Raw genomic sequence first — 15,950 nt, 5'->3', positions numbered from 1 at the left:
GACTTGTTACTCGCCGGACTTGGGGCTGTCCTTCTTGTCCTTATCAGCTGGCTTAGCGGCCCCGGTCACGGCTTTCACCGTCTTCTTGACGTCATCGGCCACGTGCTTGGCGACCTTCTGAATCTGCTTCTCGCCATCCTTGGCGATCTTGTCAAGCCGGTCGCCGGCTTTCTTGGCCGAGGCGTCCAGGCGGGCCTGCGCCTTCTTGGCAGACGCCTGGGTGCGCGCCGTCGCGGCCTTGATGGGGTCATCGGGCTTGGCATTGGTCGTAGTAGTGACGACGGTTGGGGTGTCGGCAACGTTGTTGTCCGCCAACACCTTCGCGGCGTTCGGTTCTGGAGCCTGCGGCTGCGCCACCGGGACCGTGGCGCCTGCCGCGGCATTGACGGCGTTGTCAGTGAGCCCGGAAAGACTAGTCAGGCCGCTCAACGGGCTCGGGTCGTTGGCCGCACCGGGGAGGTTGAGTCCGAGCAGATTCGCAAGGGTCGCAAGCGGATTGGCGACTGGCGTGCTGCTGACAACCCCTTGGCCGATCGCGGTCTCCGTGCCCGCCGCCAACTGAGCGATGAGGTCTCCCGGCACCTGCACCCAGTTGACGCCGGATGGCAGCGTGCCGAACGGGGTGATCACCCCGGCCTGGTCGAGGGTGCGGTCGTATTCCGGGACACCGGTGACGGGGTCGACTTTGCGCGTCACGTCGGTGTATCCGAGGTTCACCAGGCTGGTCAGCGCGGGCTCTAGCGCGGTGGCGACGGGGTTGTTCAGGTTGGCGCCGGTGAACAGGTTGATCACGTCGACCGGCAGCTTGACCGGTTCCAGCAGCGGCAGCGCGTCGTTGACCGGGACGGTGAGGTACAGGTTCAACGCAAGCGGGCCGGAGGTGTTGCCGAGCGCGTCGCCGAGTTGGTCCGTCGCCTGGCCCTCGACAGCGGTCAGGCTGTCGGCCGTCACGCCGCGCAGAATGTACGTCGGGAAGGCAAATGCGGCAGCTGAATTGGCCAGTGCAATTGGGTTCGGCCAGGCCGGGAAGTCGGACAGCGGGTCGTACTCGACCGTGCCGTCGACCTTGATCGGGATGAGGTTCGCCCCACCGAGCACGATGCCGGTATTGCCGACCGGAATGTTGAGCGCGTTGTTCGGATTGGTGCTGCTGCTCACCTCGGTGTCGGGGGTGATGGTGTTGATGCCGAGCAATGCAGCTTCGGGATAGAACCGCGCGAACAGTCCGCCGTTGGCCCGACCTGGGTTGCGCAGCAGGATCATTGGCAGGATCGTGATGCTGCCTGCCAGTGGGCTGGTGCCGGTGTAGTCCGCGCCGCCAGGTTGGTTGGGCAGGTCGGCGACGACCTGCGGGTAGGCCATCCCGGCCGCGAACGCGCCGAGCCCGAATCCGAGCACGATCGGTACACGGACGTCGACAGCGTCGCCGTCACCGACCACACCGCTCACGATGCCGATCGCCGTCGTCAGGGTGATCTTTTGCAGGTCGGTAACCCCGGGAGTGTCCTTGAGCGTTTCGAGCACGGAGACCGGGCTGATGCCGAGGTAGGGCGTGCCGTTGATGTCGTCGGCCACCGAGTTCGGGAAACCTGGCACCCACCCGAGGTCGATGCCCACGAACTTCAGCAGGGTGAACGGCGGTCCGACGGTGATGATGTTGAGCCCGTCGACATCCCCCAACGGATCGGCGAGATCGAACCCGAGCAGCTTGAGCACGGCCGCCACGTTGGTGATACCGGCGTTCTTGAGGATGGGGCCCAGCACGGGTACGCCGCTGGGATCGATCGGGAGGCCGGCCAAGGCCCCCGTCAGCGCGGTGCCCAACGCCGTGTTGATGTCGGCGGGGTCGTAGCCAAGGCGCTGCAGTAACCCAGACAGGTTGACGTTGTTCAGGAACGCCGTTTCCAGCGCTGCCCCCGACGTCTGGAACTGGTTGTAGGCCTGCGAGCCGTAGCCGAAGGTCAGATCGGGGATCGAGGCCGGGTCAGGTGCACCCGGGGCAAGCGGCATGGACGGCAGTCCCGGCGTGGCCGTCGTGGCGGCGGCGTTTGCCACGGGCGGCGGAGCCGCACCGACCACTACCGCCGCGGCGGTTGCGGTGGCAGCGCCCACGGTGGCGATCCGTTTTGCTGCCCGAGAGCGCTTGCGATGCTTAGATGCCATGTGAACGGTCCTTTTTCTGAAGCTCTCAGGATAATCTCAGGACCGTAACACGTGTGATTTGTTAGGGGTAGTCGATAGCTGAAATGTTCATCGTTGCAGCACACCCGATAATTTCTGACGTTGCTGTCAATAACAGTCGCCGATGACCGCTAGACCGGGGCCACCCGGTCGGCCCACGGCAGGGCCTGTTCGAGTTGCGCGGCCAACCGGATCAGCAGCGATTCGCCCGCGAGCGGCGCGACGAACTGAACTCCGAGCGGGAGCCCGTCGCCGGTCCAGTGCAGCGGCAACGTAATTGCCGGGCGGCCAGTGATATTGGCCAGCTGCGTGTACGGCACCCAGCCGAGATTCTGATCCACCATGTCGTCGACGACCTTGGTGAAGCGCAGCAGACTCGCGGTTCGGGTCTTGAGCAGTACGTCCGACGCCCGCTGCAGCACAACCGGTAGGTCGAACTGACCGATCTTCGGCGGCGGGGTGGCCAAGGTGGGCGTCAGCAGCAAGTCGTAGGACTCGAAGAACGCGCTCAGCCGACGCGTGTGCTCATGGCGGCGTTGGACGGCGTCCAGGTAGTCGACGCCATTGGTCGCGCGCCCAAGGGCCGCCATGATCAGCGTGTCGCGCTCGAAGGACTCGTCACCTGCACCCGTCAACCGCTTGGCCTCCGCGAGTTCCCAAGCGACGTAGACGAACCAGGCGAGTAGGAACTCCTTGGCGAGCGCGGCGTCGTCGTACGGCGCCTGCGGCAACTCCTCGACGTGGTGTCCCAGCTCCGTCAGCGCGCGCACCGTCGCCTCGACGGCCTCGACGGCTTCCGGGTGCGGCTTCGGGGTGATCGCCGAGGGTATTCGCACGCCGATGCGTAACCGGCCAGGGTCGGCTCCCACGTTCGACGCGAACGACGACTCGGGTAGCCCCGGCACGAACGGCCCGAAAGGCTCACCGCCACTGATGACGTCGAGCATCGCGGCGGTGTCGCGCACCGTGCGTGACACCACGCCCTGCACGGCGGCGCCATGCATGGATTCAGCGGTCGCCGGACCCAACGGGGTCAGGCCGCGGCCAGGTTTCAAGCCGACCAGCCCGCAGCACGCCGCAGGGATGCGGATCGATCCGCCGCCGTCGTTGGCGCCCGCACACGGCACGATCCCTGCCGCAACCGCGGCTGCGGACCCGCCCGAGGATCCCCCCGGAGTCCGCCCGAGGTCCCAGGGATTTCGCGCCGGTCCCCACGCGTCTGACTCGGTGATGCCCTTGGCCCCGAACTCCGGGGTGTTGGTCTTGCCGAAGATGACCAGGCCTGCATCGATCCAACGTTGAACGATCGTGGCATGCGCTGGGGCCGGCGTGGACATCAGTGCGCGCGACCCGGCCGCAGTGGGTAGCCCCGCATAGTCCTGCGCGAGATCTTTGATCAGAAATGGCACGCCGGCGAACGGGCCATCGTGTGCGTCCGACGGCTCCGCGGGGACGTCGCGCACGATCGCGTTGATCCGTGGGTTCACCGCGGCCGCCCGTTCCCGCGCCAGCGTGAGCAACTGCGCAGCCGACGCCTCCTTGTCCGCGACGAGCTTGGCGAGCCCGGTCGCGTCGTAGGTGCGGTACTCCTCGAAGTTCATCTATCCTCCTCCGTGATTTCGGCGCGTTAATCGGACCTACGCGCCGATTTCCGCGCCGAAATCGCGGGTTCGACCCAACCCAAGCGCCTGCTGATCCGCTCGGCCGCGGCGATCGTGCGCTTGGCGACGTCCTCGAACTCGTCCTGCCCCAGCCGGTAGGACGGTCCCGACACACTGAGCGCTGCCACGACCTCGGCGCTGTTGTCGTAGACGGGCGCCGCGACGGCGTTCAACCCGACCTCGAGTTCCTCATGGACACAGGCCCATCCGCGCTCACGGACAATTCGCAGCTCCGCTTCGAGGTCGGCGCGCGTCGTCACCGTTTCGTCGGTGAAGGACTCCAGTCTGGCGGCCAGGCGCTCGCGTAGCTCACCGCCACCCAGTGCGGCGAGCAGCACCTTTCCACTCGACGTCGCATGGGCGGGGCAGATCTGGCCGATCCACGTGCGCAACGCGATGCCGTTCGGCCCGACGGCCTCGGCGACGTTCACGATGCGGTCGCCGTCGAGGATCGCGATGTTCGTCGTCTCACCAGAATCCAGGGCCAGCGCATCGCACGCCGTCTGACTCTGCTTGACCAGGTCGAGTTGTGCGTTCGTCGAGCGGGCCAACCGGGTGATGGCGAAGCCGAGCCGGTACTTGCCGCGTTCGGAGATCTGTTCGACGAAGCCCCTAGCCTCCAGCACCGAAATGAGCCGGGAGACCGTCGATTTGTGCACACCGAGTTCGACCGCGAGTTCGGTCACGCCCGCCTGCCCCAACGTCGCCAGGATCTCCATCAGGAGCAGCGCGCGGTCGACCGATTGCACGGTGGTGGAACGCCCGCCGTCTTCGGTGCCCGCATTCATCGAATCCGACCCTATATCGCCGGAATGCCGAAGTTGCCGACCCGCCGCTGGACCGCGGCGATCTCACGGAGGCCGTCGTTGAGCAGGCTGCGGTTCAACGGCGACAGCTCGGACATGGTGATGACGTCGCCGGGCCGATTTCCCAGCGCGAGCTGCTCCACCTGATGGGTCATCCGCAGGCGCTGCAACATGACGAAGACCTCGCCCAGCGTCGACGCGTCGCGTTCGGAGAGCGCGCCGTTGGCCGCGGCCGCCCGAAGGCGCGCGGGCGTCGACGCCGACGCGACGTCGCCTGCGAGACCGCCCCACCGCGCCAGGTTGACGATCGGCGTCACCGCATGGCTCTTCAAGTCGAAGGTGCCGCCACGGCGCGCCAATACGTCCCGCAGCGACCGCGTGCGCACCCGGTCGGCGAGCGCGTTGAGCAGCTGCAGCCGGAGCGCATTCGGGTGCTCGGTCCGCATCCTGCGGTAGGCCGCAGGCACCGTATGCAGCGCGGCGTCACCCCAGACGACGCGGCCGTCCAGCAGCAGCGAGGACAGGATCAACCCCTTGTCCTTCAGCGGATCGCCGAGCCAACCCTTGGCCGCGCTGGCCCAATCACTTTGGGAGCGCGCGAAGTTCGGGCTGGCCGCGATCGCCCCATTGCTGTCGGACGGCAACCCGCACCCGTCGAGGATGGTGTGGGTGCGCTGTGCGAGCGCACGCAACCGACGACTCTCCGGGGTCAGCGCGTCGCGCCACGACAGCGCGCTGTCGACGTCGGAGGACGGCATGGCCTCGCGCCGCGCGATGCTGCCGAGCGTGAGCCACGCGAACCCGGACGTCGGCATGCCGGGTTCCGCGGCCGCTTCGACGAGCGCGAGCTCGAGCGCCCGACGCACCACGCTGTCGATGACGACGGACAGAATTGCGCTTGTCGCCGACGCCTTTGTTCCGCTGCGGAACAGCGCGCTGGCGGTGTGTGTCACGCGCTGCGCAGCAGCCTGTAGTTCGGTCGCATCGGCGGCCAGTCCGATGGACCGCCTCAGCATGAAGCTCTGCCTGGCCGACGCCGCCAGCAGGTCGGCGTCTTCGAGCACGCCGAGCACCTCGCCGCGCGTGGTGACGACGGGCATGTGCCGCAGCCCGCATTCCAGCATGTCCATCAGCACGGTCTCGGCGGTGAGGTCCGCGGTGACACGGCGCGCAGGCACGCTCATCACCTTGGCGATCGGCACGTCCACCGGAAGGCCCGCAGCAACGACGCGCGTGCGCAGGTCGCGGTCGGTGAAGATGCCGAGTTCACCGTCGGGTAGCCGGATCAGGGCGTAGGAGACGTGGTGTTCGGTCATCTTGATGACTGCATCGCGCACCGAGTCGTCGGGCGCCACCAACAACACGTCGCCGTGCACCAGTTCGCCGACCGGTCTGGTGTCGGCGACCGGCACCAGTGCGGGTTGGTTGCCTGGCGACGTGGTCCACGCTGACGAAGCCAAAAACGCCAGCCCCGCCGGTTTGGCGAACTGCGCACGGACCTGGTCCCCGGGGAGCCGGATCAGCGTGCTCGGCTCCGTGGCCCGCGCGACGAACTCCATGCCGCCACCGGTGAGCAGCGGCGCGTATCCGAATATGCCGCCCGGTTCGATGCCGTCGATCGCCGAACCGTCGGCGCCGGCCTGCAGCACGACGTTTCCGGCGCAGACCATCCAGATGTCGTCGGGCACGTGCACCGAGTAGTCGGCGATCACCGCGTCGGCGGGAAACTCCACTCGGACCGACCCGGCCGCCAATTCAGCCAACTCGTCGGGTGACATCGACTGGAACGGCGTGTGCTCGCCGAGGAAGGACGCGAGTTCGGCTAGCTCTTGCGGATCAGATCCGCGCATTTCTCGGCCATGGTCATCACGGTGATGTTCGGGTTCACCGCGGGCAATTTGGGCATCGCCGACGCGTCGACCACCCGCAGTCGGGACACGCCCTTGACCCGAAGCTGCGGGTCGAGCACCGCCATCGGGTCCGTGACCGCGCCCATCCTGGCGGTGGCCGCCGGGTGGTACACGGTGTTGTGCGTCTGGTGGATGTAGTCGAGTAGCTCGTCGTCAGTTGTCGCGTCGGGCCCAGGGGCCAGTTCCCTTGCCACCCAACCCTTCAACGGCGTCTGCTCGGCGATGGTGCGAGCCAACCGTACGCCTGTGAGCATGATGCGTTCATCGTAGCCCTCGGGGTCGGTGAAGTACCGCGGGTCCACCTTCGGACGGTCCCGGAAGTCCACACTGCGCAGCCGGACCGTGCCACGCGAGCGGCCCTGCGTCACGTTGGGCGTCAAACAGAATCCGTTGTCGGTGGTCGGGTAGCCGCGGCGCAGCGTATTCATGTCGAACGGCACGCTGCCGTAGTGCATCATCAGATCGGGTTGGGGGGTTCCTGCGTCGACGGTGGTGAACAAGCCGATCTCCCACCACTGTGTCGAGGTGGTGACCATTGGCTTGGACGCCTCCCAGAACACAAGCCCCTCGACGTGGTCGTCGAGATTCGATCCGACGCCCGGCGAGTCCACCCGAACCGGGATGCCGACCTCCCGCAGGTGCGCGGTCGGCCCAATGCCGGAGAGCATCAACAGTTTCGGCGTATCGATGGATCCGGCGGTGACGATGACCTCGCGTCGGGCCGACACGGTGTCATAGCCCGTGAGATCCGGCCGTTGATAGCGCACACCCGTGGCGTTCTTGGCCTCGTCGAACAGGATCTCGGAGACCCAGCAGCCAGTGCGGACCTCGAGGTTGCGCCTGGTGTCGAGGATCGGGTGCAGGTACGCGTGCGAGGTCGACATGCGGGTGCCGTCCTCCCCCACGTTTATCTGAAACCACCCCGCCCCGTTGTGTACCGTCTCGCCGCGGTTGAACGCCACCGTTGGAAGCCCTGCCAGCGCGGCGGCCTCGAGCACCGCCACGCCACACGGGTCATTCGGTGGGACGTCCTGCAAGCGGACAGGGCCGTCGTGTCCATGCTCGCCGGGGGCGTCGTTGGTCTCCAAACGCTTTACCAACGGCAGGATTTCAGCGGCACTCCAACCCGTCGCGCCCATCTCTACCCATTCGTCCAGGCATTCGGCGGGCGGCCAGAACGCGATGCACGAATTGTGGGACGAGCAGCCGCCGAGCACCTTTGCCCTGGCATGCCGCATGAAGCTGTTGCCGCGCTCCTGTGGCTCGACCGGATAGTCCCAGTCGTAGCCGGAGTCCAGCAGATGCATCCACTCGGACAGCGGGAGGATGTTGTCGTCCCCGACGTCCGACGGCCCGGCCTCGACGAGGCAGACCGTCACGTCCGGGTCCTCGGACAGGCGGGCGGCCAGCACGCAGCCGGCCGTCCCGCCGCCGGCGATGACGTAGTCGAATGTGCCTGCGTCAGACACCGATCGGACCCGGATCCAAGGTGTCTGCCTCCGACTTGGTGGCCACCGCATGCGATTCCAGGGTGCCGATGTGGTGACGGCCCTTGAGGCCATACCACAGCAATCCGAAGCCGAGGATCACGCCGATGTAGACGAACGCGCCCCACGTGTTGTACCAAGGCTCGCCGTACACCGCCACGCGCGGCCAGGCCAGGTTCACCGCCATCCCGACGCCCCAGACAACCGCCAGGATGTTGACAGGCATGCCCCACTTGCCCATTGTGAAGTATCCGCCCTCCTTGAGATCCTTAGGCGGCCAATGACCTTGGAAGCGTTTCTTCAGCATCGGGCCGGTCACCATCAGGTAGGCCATGTAGATCATGATGATCGCGATCGAGGTCAGCACGGTGAAGATCTTGGGCTGGCCGATGTTGATCACCAGAATGATGGCCGCGATCACGCCGATCACGACGGCGGGGATGATCGGGGTTTGAGTCTTCGGGTTGACGCGGGCGAGCTTCTCACCGAACGGAAGTGCGTTGTCGCGCGCCATCGCGAAGGTCAACCGGATGGCGGCGGTGTGTACGGCCAGCGTGCAGACCGTCACCGCGACCACGATGCAGACCAGGAAGATCTTGCCCAACGGCCCCCACATCACTTGCTCGACGATGTACTGCAGACCGCCATTGCTCTCGCCGATCTTGGGATCGTTGAGATCGGGCGCCGACATCACGGCGAACACCAGGATCGCGCCACCGATCACGAAGGACGCCAGGATCGCCCGCAGAATGGCCTTCGGTGCGGTGCGGCGAGGTTCCACCGTCTCCTCGCCCAGTGAGCTCGCGGTGTCGAAGCCGTACATCACGTAGCCCGATGCCAACGAGGCGATCAGGAACGCACCGAGATACCCGCCGGGCAGACCTGCGCCGTAGTCGCCGGTCTGGAAGAACACCCCCGGACCGCGGGTAGTGTTGCACGCCAGGATGATTGCGATGAGCACCGCCGCGATTAGCTCGATGAATACACCAGCACTGTTGATCCTCGCCATGAGCTTCACGCCGAGCGCGTTGATGACTGTCGTGAAGGCGATCAAGATGGTGCCAAGCACCACGGCGTTGGCGGCGAAGTCGTATTTACCGGTGCCGTCGCCGACGATCTGGAATCCGCTCCAGATCCGCGGGAGGTTGAGCTGATAGGCCAGCACGACTGCCGAGATCGTGACGATCGACGCGGTGAGCATCAGCCAGCCCGACGACCACCCGACGATCCTGCTGCCCAGCTTCTTCGACCAGTTGTAGACCGAACCGGCGACGGGATACTTCGCCGCGAGTTCCATGAAGCAGAGTGCGACGGCCATCTGGCCGACGAAGACGATTGGCCACGACCACAGGTACGCGGGGCCTGCGCTGCTGAAGCCGAAGTAGAACAGCTGGAAGGTTCCGGTCAGGATCGAGATGTAGCTGACCCCGGCCGCGAAGCTGGCGAACTTGCCGATGCTGCGGTCAAGGGATTCCTTGTAGCCGAAATCGTCCAGGCCGCCGCTATCGGCTCCCGGTGAACCTGCTTCAACAGTCATTGAGGCATCCTCTCGTCAAGTGCTTGCCGCCGGAGGTCATTCACCTTTGAACCAGCCTGCGGGTTTCGGCGCGGTGTTATGCCAGATATGTTTGAGCTCTTGGTATTCCGCGAGCCCCGTGGGTCCGAGCTCGCGACCGTTACCAGACTTCCCGAATCCGCCCCACTCCGCTGCCGCGGTGTAGTAGCCGAAGTCGTTCAGCCACACCGTGCCGTGCCTCAAAGCGCGCACCACACGTTCGCCCCGCGCCGAATCGGACGTACGAACGCCCGCCGCGAGACCGTATTCCGTGTCGTTGCCGAGCCTGATCGCCTCGGCCTCTTCGGTGAATCGCTCCACCGTGAGGATCGGTCCGAAGGTTTCGGTTCGGACGATTCCCATCGACCGGTCGCATCGGTCGAAGATCGTCGGCAGGTAGAAGCTGCCCTTGGCGAGCGCCGGATCGGTGGGGCGAGCGCCGCCGGTCAACAGCTTCGCGCCCTCCGAGATCGCTTCTGCGACATGCCCTTCTACCTTGGCGCGGTGCTGCTCGGACACCAACGGACCGGTCTCGCTGGCCGGATCCATTCCGTCACCCATCCGGATCTTCTCGGCGCGTTCGACGAGCGCGGCGACGAAGTCGTCGGCAATGGACTCCTCGACGATCAGCCGGGTACCCGCCGAGCACACCTGGCCGGAGTGCAGGAACACCCCGGTGAGCACGTGGTCGACCGCGCTTTCCCAGTCGTCACCCGATCCGATGTCCGCGAAAACGATGTGAGGGTTCTTCCCGCCGAGTTCGACCGCGACCTTCGTGACGTGCTCGGCCGCTACCTTCGAAATGGTCCGTCCGGTGGCCAGTCCGCCGGTGAACGAGATGAAGTCGACGTCCGGATTGTCGGTCAGCGCGCTGCCGAGCGCTGCGCCGCTGCCCTGCACCAGGTTGACCACCCCGCCCGGCACGCCCGCCTCCTCCAACAGGTGCACGAACGCGATGGTGGACAGCGGCGTCACCTCACTGGGCTTGGCAACCATGGTGCAACCTGCGCCGAGCGCGGGCGCGATCTTCCACGACATCTGCAGCAGCGGGTAGTTCCACGGCGCGATGAGCACGCATACGCCGATCGGCTCTCGGACCACCCGGCTGATGACGGCGGGATCGCCGACGTCGACCACCCGGTCAGATTCGACTCCGACCAACTTGGCGTAGTAGCGGAACACCGACGTGACGTCGTCGATGTCGATCCCGCTCTCCACCAAGGTCTTTCCAGTGTCACGCGTTTCCAGGACCGCCAACGACTCTTTGTCCCGCTGCAGCAGGTCGGCGATGCGGTCGAGCAACGCCGCGCGATCGCCTGCCGGCGTCGCAGGCCAGGCCCCGTCGTCGAAGGCAGCCCTGGCGGCGCTCACGGCCTCGCGCGCATCCCCATCGGTGGCCTCGTCGACGGTGGCGGCGACACTTCCGTCGGCCGGGTTGATGATCTGCCGCGTCCCGCCGTCGGACGCATGACGCCAGACCGCTGCGATGTAGAGGTCGGGTTCACCGTTCATGGGCACTCACTTTGTGTGGAGAGCCGGGACACTACCCACTCGTGGAACTCCGCGATGTGGTGTTCGGAAGGAACGAGTACCCCGCCATTGCGGTAGGCCCGCGACGACATGGCGGGCTGGGTACGTTCGCACGCCTCGAAGTCCTGCTCGTTGACCCTGTGGAACAACTCGACCGAGTGCGACACATCGCGTCCCTCGGCAACCACGTCCGGGGTGTACAACCAGTCGCATTCGACGACGGTGCGGTCGGGCGCCATGGGGTACATACGATGGAAGATGACGTGGTCGGGCACGAGGTTGATGAACACAGTCGGTTTGACGGTGATCGCGTAGTAGCGCCTGTCCTGGTCTTCAGTGACGCCTGGCAACGTCTCGAAGCCGGCGCTGCCGTCGATGGTGAAACCCGATACCTCGGAGCCGAACTCGGCCCCGTGTCCGACGTAGTACTGAGCGGCCAGCCCCTTGGCAAACTCCGGGAGTACCTCCGTGAGCTCGGGATGGATCGTGGCGCAGTGGTAGCACTCCATGAAGTTCTCCACGATGAGCTTCCAGTTCGCGGCGACGTCGTACACCACCCGCCGTCCGACGGTCAGCCTGTCAATTCCGTAGTGGTCGATGGCGGCCGCGTCACCGAGTCTCCTGGTGACCTCGCCGACCACCTGGTCGACGAACGGCGGCGGGTCGTCGGCCAGACACACCCAGGCGTAGCCGAGCCACTCAGTCAGCGCGACGGGCACCAGTCCGTACTTGTACCGGTCGATGCCCGCGCCCGAGGCGTCGCGCAATGTCCCGATGTTTGGCGCGCCGACGAGCTTGCCGTCCAGTGCGTAGGTCCAGGCGTGGTACGGGCATTGGAGGTTCCGCTTGACTTCGCCTGCGGCCTCGGTGCACAGCGTGGCGCCGCGGTGACGGCAGACGTTGAGGAACGCCCGCAGCGCCCCATCGCGACCGCGGACCACCAGCACGCTCTCCCGGCCTACGTGAATCGTCTTGAACTGACCGGGCGCGACGAGCTCGTCGCACCGGACCGCGCAGCACCACATGCGCTCGAATATCTGATCCTGCTCGGTGGCGAACACCGTTGGGCTGGTGTAGAAGTCACCGCCGAGCGTAGCGAGCAGCGCGGGTGACTGATCGGCGGGCGTTGGCCGAAGCTGGGGTGGGAAAGCGGCAGTCATGTGGTCAGCAGCCTCCTTGGATCGAACAGATCGATGGGGTGCTCCGTTGACCCCGTCATCGCGAGCTCAGCCAGGATCTCGCCGACCACGGGCACGAACTTGAACCCATGCCCCGAGAATCCGCACGCCACTGTTACATTCGCGCAGTCCGGGTGGCGGGCGATGACGAAGTGTTCGTCCGGCGTGGTGGAGTACATGCAGGTAGCCGAGTGCACGCATGGACCGTCGAGCGCCGGGAGCAGTTCGCTTACTCGGTCGCGCATCTCAGCGATCTCCTGCGGATGTACCACGCGGTCAATCGATTCGGGTGTGCAGACGATGCCCTTGCGGAAGAACGCGACCTTGACACCACCCGCAGGTCCGTCGATGGCCGGGAAGCCGTAGATCTGCATACCTTTGGCGTTCTCGTCGATGAAGATCGGCTGGCCCTCGAACGGCGCGGTGCCGCCGATCGGGTCGAGCCAGTAGAGCACCTGGCGCTCGATGGTGATGGGGATGTTGAACTCGGCCAGCAGCTGAGGCGCCCACGCACCGGGGCAGATCACCACCTGGCCCGCGGTGTAGCTCCCGCGGTCGGTCGTCACCCGCACGCTGGAGGACGTCTCGGTCCACTCGAGGACCGATTCACCGAAGCGCAGCGTCGCACCTGCCCGCTCAGCGAGGTCGACGTGCGCCTGAACGGTCATTTCCGGACGGGCGAAGCCGGCCTTGCCCTCGTAGATCGCGATATTCCCCTGCTGCGGAGTGAAGTTCGGAAACCGCGACGCGATCTCCGTCGCGTCGAGCACCTCGTGCTCCAGCCCCCACTCCCGTGCAGCGCGCAGGCTTCCCGCCACCGTGAGGCAGTCGGGCGGGCCGCTGAACAAGCCGCCAGTGATCCGGTACACCTCGCGACCGGAGTCCTGCGCCAGCTGCGCCCAGAGTTCGTATGCCCGCAGCAGGAGTGGAACGTACGCGGGGTCCTCGAAGTAGGACTGCCGGATGATCCGGGAGCCGCCATGGCTGGACCCCCGGTCGTGGGCGGGGGTGAACTTCTCCAGCCCGAGCACCCGCTGACCACGCGCGGCCAGGTGATAGGCCGCGGCGCTACCCATGCCACCCAGGCCGATGACGATCACGTCGTAGGCGTTGTCGCTCATCGCACTCTGTTCTTCGCGCAAGCGCTCATCACCGCCTAATCCGGTTCATCTCGGGATCCACTACCGGCTCTTCGTGCACCGTCGCGCCATAGCGACTGCCTCGGTAGTCGACGGCGACCACGTCGCCGGGCGCGGTCGATGCCGGTAGCCACGCGTAGGCGATGCAGCGGCCGACGGTGGCCGAGTAGGCGGCACTGGTCACGTACCCCACACAGTCCTGCCCGCCGAGGTACACCGGTTCCTTCCCAAGCACCACCGCGCTCGGGTCGTGGAAGACGACGCTGCGCAACACCTTCGTCGGCGGGGACGCCGCCTCCAAGGCGGCCTTACCGACGAAGTCGTCCTTGTTCATGCGGACGGCGAAGTCAAGCCCGGCCGCGCCGGGCAGGTGCTCGGCGGTCATGTCGGTCCCCCATGACCGGTAGGCCTTCTCGATCCGGAGACTGTTGAACGCGATTCGGCCCGCGGCGATCACGTCGTGCTCTTGACCGGCGGCCCACAACAGGTCCCAGAGCGCGGCACCGTACGCGGCGTCGGCGTAAATCTCCCAGCCGAGTTCGCCGACGTAGGACACCCGCATCATGGTCACCGGGATGGCGCCGAGGTGGGTGGCCAGGGCGCGGAAGTACTTGAACCCGTCGTGCGACAGGTCGTCATGACACAGCGGTTGGACCACCGCGCGGGCCGCGGGGCCCCACACTCCGACACAGCACGTCGACCCGGTGATGTCGCGCACGGTGACACTGCCGTCATCGGGCAGATGGCGGGTGAGCCAGTCGAAGTCCATGGGCCCGTTGGCGCCCACCTGGAAGCGGTCGGCGGCTAGCCGTGCGACGGTGAGATCGCTGCGCACGCCGCCGGTTTCGTCGAGCAGCATCGTGTACGTGACCGACCCGATGCTCTTGTCGACGTTGTTGGTGGTGAGTCGCTGTAGAAACGCCGCCGCGCCGCGGCCCGCGACCTCGTAGCGGGTTAGCGGCGTCATGTCGTACATCGCGACGTGCTCCCGGGTCCACTGCGCCTCCGCGATCGAGATCGGTGACCAGAACTTGGCCGCCCATTCGTCGCGCTCGGGGAACGGCAGGCCCTCGGCGCGGAGTCGTTGCGCCAGTTCGGCGTTCGCCTCGTACCAGGCCGGGCGTTCCCATCCGCCACCCTCGTAGAAGAAGGCGCCCAGATCTTGTTGCCGCGCGTAGAACGGGCTGGTCCTCAGCCCGCGCAACGCCTCGCGGAACTGGTGCGGGTGGATGATGTCGTACACCTCGACGAACGCCTGCGAGCTGGTGGTGAGGATGAACTCGTCGCTGCGGGCCACGTCTTCGAACCGGTAGAGGTCGCATTCGCGCACGTCGGTGCTCGGGGTGCCGTCGATGATCCACTCTGCGGTGGCCTTTGCGACGCCCGCCGAATGCGTGACCCACACCGCCTCGGCGACCCAGAAGCCACTCAGCTCGCGATGCTCACCCATGATGGAGAAGCCATCCGGGGTGAACGAGAAGATGCCGTTGAAGCCCTGCTCGATCTTCGAATCACCCAGGACAGGCAGAAGTTTCAGCGACTCGCGCCAGGCCGGCGCGAAGTCGTCGTCGGTGAACGGCAACATCGACGGCATCTGCTCGCCCGCGGTGTCGGCCTCCAGGGTCGACATGTCGACCGGCATCGGAGCGTGCCCGTAGTAGCCGATGCCGATGCGGTCGACGTGCTCGCGGAAGTACAGGTCCTGATCCTGGTGGCGCAGGATCGGCAGCCCGGCCTCGGCCGTTTCGGAGTTGCGGCCGACAAGGGGTTCGATGCGTCCCGTCGTCGCGTACTGATGCGCCATCGGCACCAGTGGCACGACGAGGCCCACCTGCTTGGCGAGCCGCGCGCCCCAGAATCCGGCGCAGCACACGACGACATCGGCGGCGATGACACCGTCAGCGGTCTGGACGCCGGTCACCCGCTTGCCGTCGTCGACGATGCCGAGCACCTCGGTGTGGGGCCGGAACTGCGCCCCTCGCGCCATCGCCTTTGCTGCCTGCGCCTCGACTGCGCGCACCGCCTTCACTAAACCGTCTGTGGGCGTGTGGAACCCGCCGAGTATGCGGCCTGCGTCCAGCAGCGGATGCAACTCTGCGCACTGCCCGGCAGTGAGAAGTTCGCCTGCGACGCCCCAGGACTGGGCCCAGCCGGCCTTTCGGTGCAGGTCCGCCCACCGTTCCGGCGTCGACGCGACTTCGAGGCCGCCGACCGGATTGAACGCCCACCCGCCTGGGTGTTCGAGCGCTGCGAACTTCTCCGTCGTGTACTTCGCGAACTCGGACATCGTCTTCGATGGATTGGTCTGGAACACCAGACCAGGCGCGTGCGACGTCGATCCACCGGTGGCGAACAACGGGCCGCGGTCGAGCACCGTGACGTCGGTCCACCCTCGTGCAGTCAGCTCGTCGGCCAACGAGGCACCGACGATTCCCGCACCAATGACGACGACTTTGGGGGCGGCCAAGCGATCCTCCGGTTGTTGCATGATGCGCAACGAGTA

10 protein-coding genes are annotated in these 15,950 nt (G+C 66.4%); all 10 read right to left on the bottom strand.

The genetic code is table 11. From position 1 onward, the window contains the following. Positions 1–6: 6 nt before the first annotated feature. The 10 genes from SLQ30_RS14790 to SLQ30_RS14745 all read right to left on the bottom strand — a co-directional run bounded on the left by SLQ30_RS14790 (position 7) and on the right by SLQ30_RS14745 (position 15,935). Positions 7–2,163, bottom strand: coding sequence for a PE-PPE domain-containing protein (locus SLQ30_RS14790; RefSeq protein WP_319450184.1), 2,157 nt, complete (start codon positions 2,161–2,163; stop codon positions 7–9). A gap of 149 nt (positions 2,164–2,312) precedes the next feature. Further along, the gene (locus SLQ30_RS14785; protein WP_319450185.1) at positions 2,313–3,782 is read right to left on the bottom strand and encodes an amidase; all 1,470 of its coding nucleotides are present in this window, start codon (positions 3,780–3,782) and stop codon (positions 2,313–2,315) included. 26 nt (positions 3,783–3,808) lie between these two features. Then, positions 3,809–4,630, bottom strand: a complete 822-nt coding sequence (locus SLQ30_RS14780) for an IclR family transcriptional regulator (RefSeq protein WP_319450186.1) — start codon at positions 4,628–4,630, stop codon at positions 3,809–3,811. A gap of 11 nt (positions 4,631–4,641) precedes the next feature. Continuing rightward, the gene (locus SLQ30_RS14775; RefSeq protein ID WP_319450187.1) at positions 4,642–6,498 is read right to left on the bottom strand and encodes a putative nucleotidyltransferase substrate binding domain-containing protein; all 1,857 of its coding nucleotides are present in this window, start codon (positions 6,496–6,498) and stop codon (positions 4,642–4,644) included. Beyond that, positions 6,471–8,078: a GMC family oxidoreductase gene (locus tag SLQ30_RS14770; protein ID WP_413468039.1), complete on the bottom strand. Its 1,608-nt coding sequence runs from the start codon at positions 8,076–8,078 to the stop codon at positions 6,471–6,473. Before SLQ30_RS14770 ends, SLQ30_RS14775 begins: the two co-directional genes overlap by 28 nt. Then, complete coding sequence (locus SLQ30_RS14765; RefSeq protein WP_319450189.1) at positions 8,020–9,582, bottom strand: APC family permease; 1,563 nt, start codon at positions 9,580–9,582, stop codon at positions 8,020–8,022. Before SLQ30_RS14765 ends, SLQ30_RS14770 begins: the two co-directional genes overlap by 59 nt. A gap of 36 nt (positions 9,583–9,618) precedes the next feature. Beyond that, the gene (locus SLQ30_RS14760) at positions 9,619–11,112 is read right to left on the bottom strand and encodes an aldehyde dehydrogenase family protein (protein WP_319450190.1); all 1,494 of its coding nucleotides are present in this window, start codon (positions 11,110–11,112) and stop codon (positions 9,619–9,621) included. Beyond that, the gene (locus SLQ30_RS14755) at positions 11,109–12,290 is read right to left on the bottom strand and encodes an aromatic ring-hydroxylating dioxygenase subunit alpha (protein ID WP_319450191.1); all 1,182 of its coding nucleotides are present in this window, start codon (positions 12,288–12,290) and stop codon (positions 11,109–11,111) included. Before SLQ30_RS14755 ends, SLQ30_RS14760 begins: the two co-directional genes overlap by 4 nt. Then, positions 12,287–13,429: an N-methyl-L-tryptophan oxidase gene (solA, locus tag SLQ30_RS14750; RefSeq protein WP_319450192.1), complete on the bottom strand. Its 1,143-nt coding sequence runs from the start codon at positions 13,427–13,429 to the stop codon at positions 12,287–12,289. Before solA ends, SLQ30_RS14755 begins: the two co-directional genes overlap by 4 nt. A gap of 28 nt (positions 13,430–13,457) precedes the next feature. Further along, positions 13,458–15,935: an FAD-dependent oxidoreductase gene (locus SLQ30_RS14745; protein WP_319450193.1), complete on the bottom strand. Its 2,478-nt coding sequence runs from the start codon at positions 15,933–15,935 to the stop codon at positions 13,458–13,460. Positions 15,936–15,950: the final 15 nt, after the last annotated feature.

The organism is Mycobacterium sp. RTGN4, from assembly GCF_033804635.1.
GTDB lineage: Bacteria > Actinomycetota > Actinomycetes > Mycobacteriales > Mycobacteriaceae > Mycobacterium.
This window is presented reverse-complemented; position numbering and strand designations above follow the sequence as displayed.

Bases quoted from the DNA above. Each gene is read 5' to 3' on its own strand.
- SLQ30_RS14790 (WP_319450184.1), bottom strand. From the start codon at position 2,163: ATGGCATCTAAGCATCGCAAGCGCTCTCGGGCAGCAAAACGGATCGCC.
- SLQ30_RS14785 (WP_319450185.1), bottom strand. From the start codon at position 3,782: ATGAACTTCGAGGAGTACCGCACCTACGACGCGACCGGGCTCGCCAAG.
- SLQ30_RS14780 (WP_319450186.1), bottom strand. From the start codon at position 4,630: ATGAATGCGGGCACCGAAGACGGCGGGCGTTCCACCACCGTGCAATCG.
- SLQ30_RS14775 (WP_319450187.1), bottom strand. From the start codon at position 6,498: ATGCGCGGATCTGATCCGCAAGAGCTAGCCGAACTCGCGTCCTTCCTC.
- SLQ30_RS14770 (WP_413468039.1), bottom strand. From the start codon at position 8,078: ATGCGGTGGCCACCAAGTCGGAGGCAGACACCTTGGATCCGGGTCCGA.
- SLQ30_RS14765 (WP_319450189.1), bottom strand. From the start codon at position 9,582: ATGACTGTTGAAGCAGGTTCACCGGGAGCCGATAGCGGCGGCCTGGAC.
- SLQ30_RS14760 (WP_319450190.1), bottom strand. From the start codon at position 11,112: ATGAACGGTGAACCCGACCTCTACATCGCAGCGGTCTGGCGTCATGCG.
- SLQ30_RS14755 (WP_319450191.1), bottom strand. From the start codon at position 12,290: ATGACTGCCGCTTTCCCACCCCAGCTTCGGCCAACGCCCGCCGATCAG.
- solA (WP_319450192.1), bottom strand. From the start codon at position 13,429: ATGAGCGACAACGCCTACGACGTGATCGTCATCGGCCTGGGTGGCATG.
- SLQ30_RS14745 (WP_319450193.1), bottom strand. From the start codon at position 15,935: ATGCAACAACCGGAGGATCGCTTGGCCGCCCCCAAAGTCGTCGTCATT.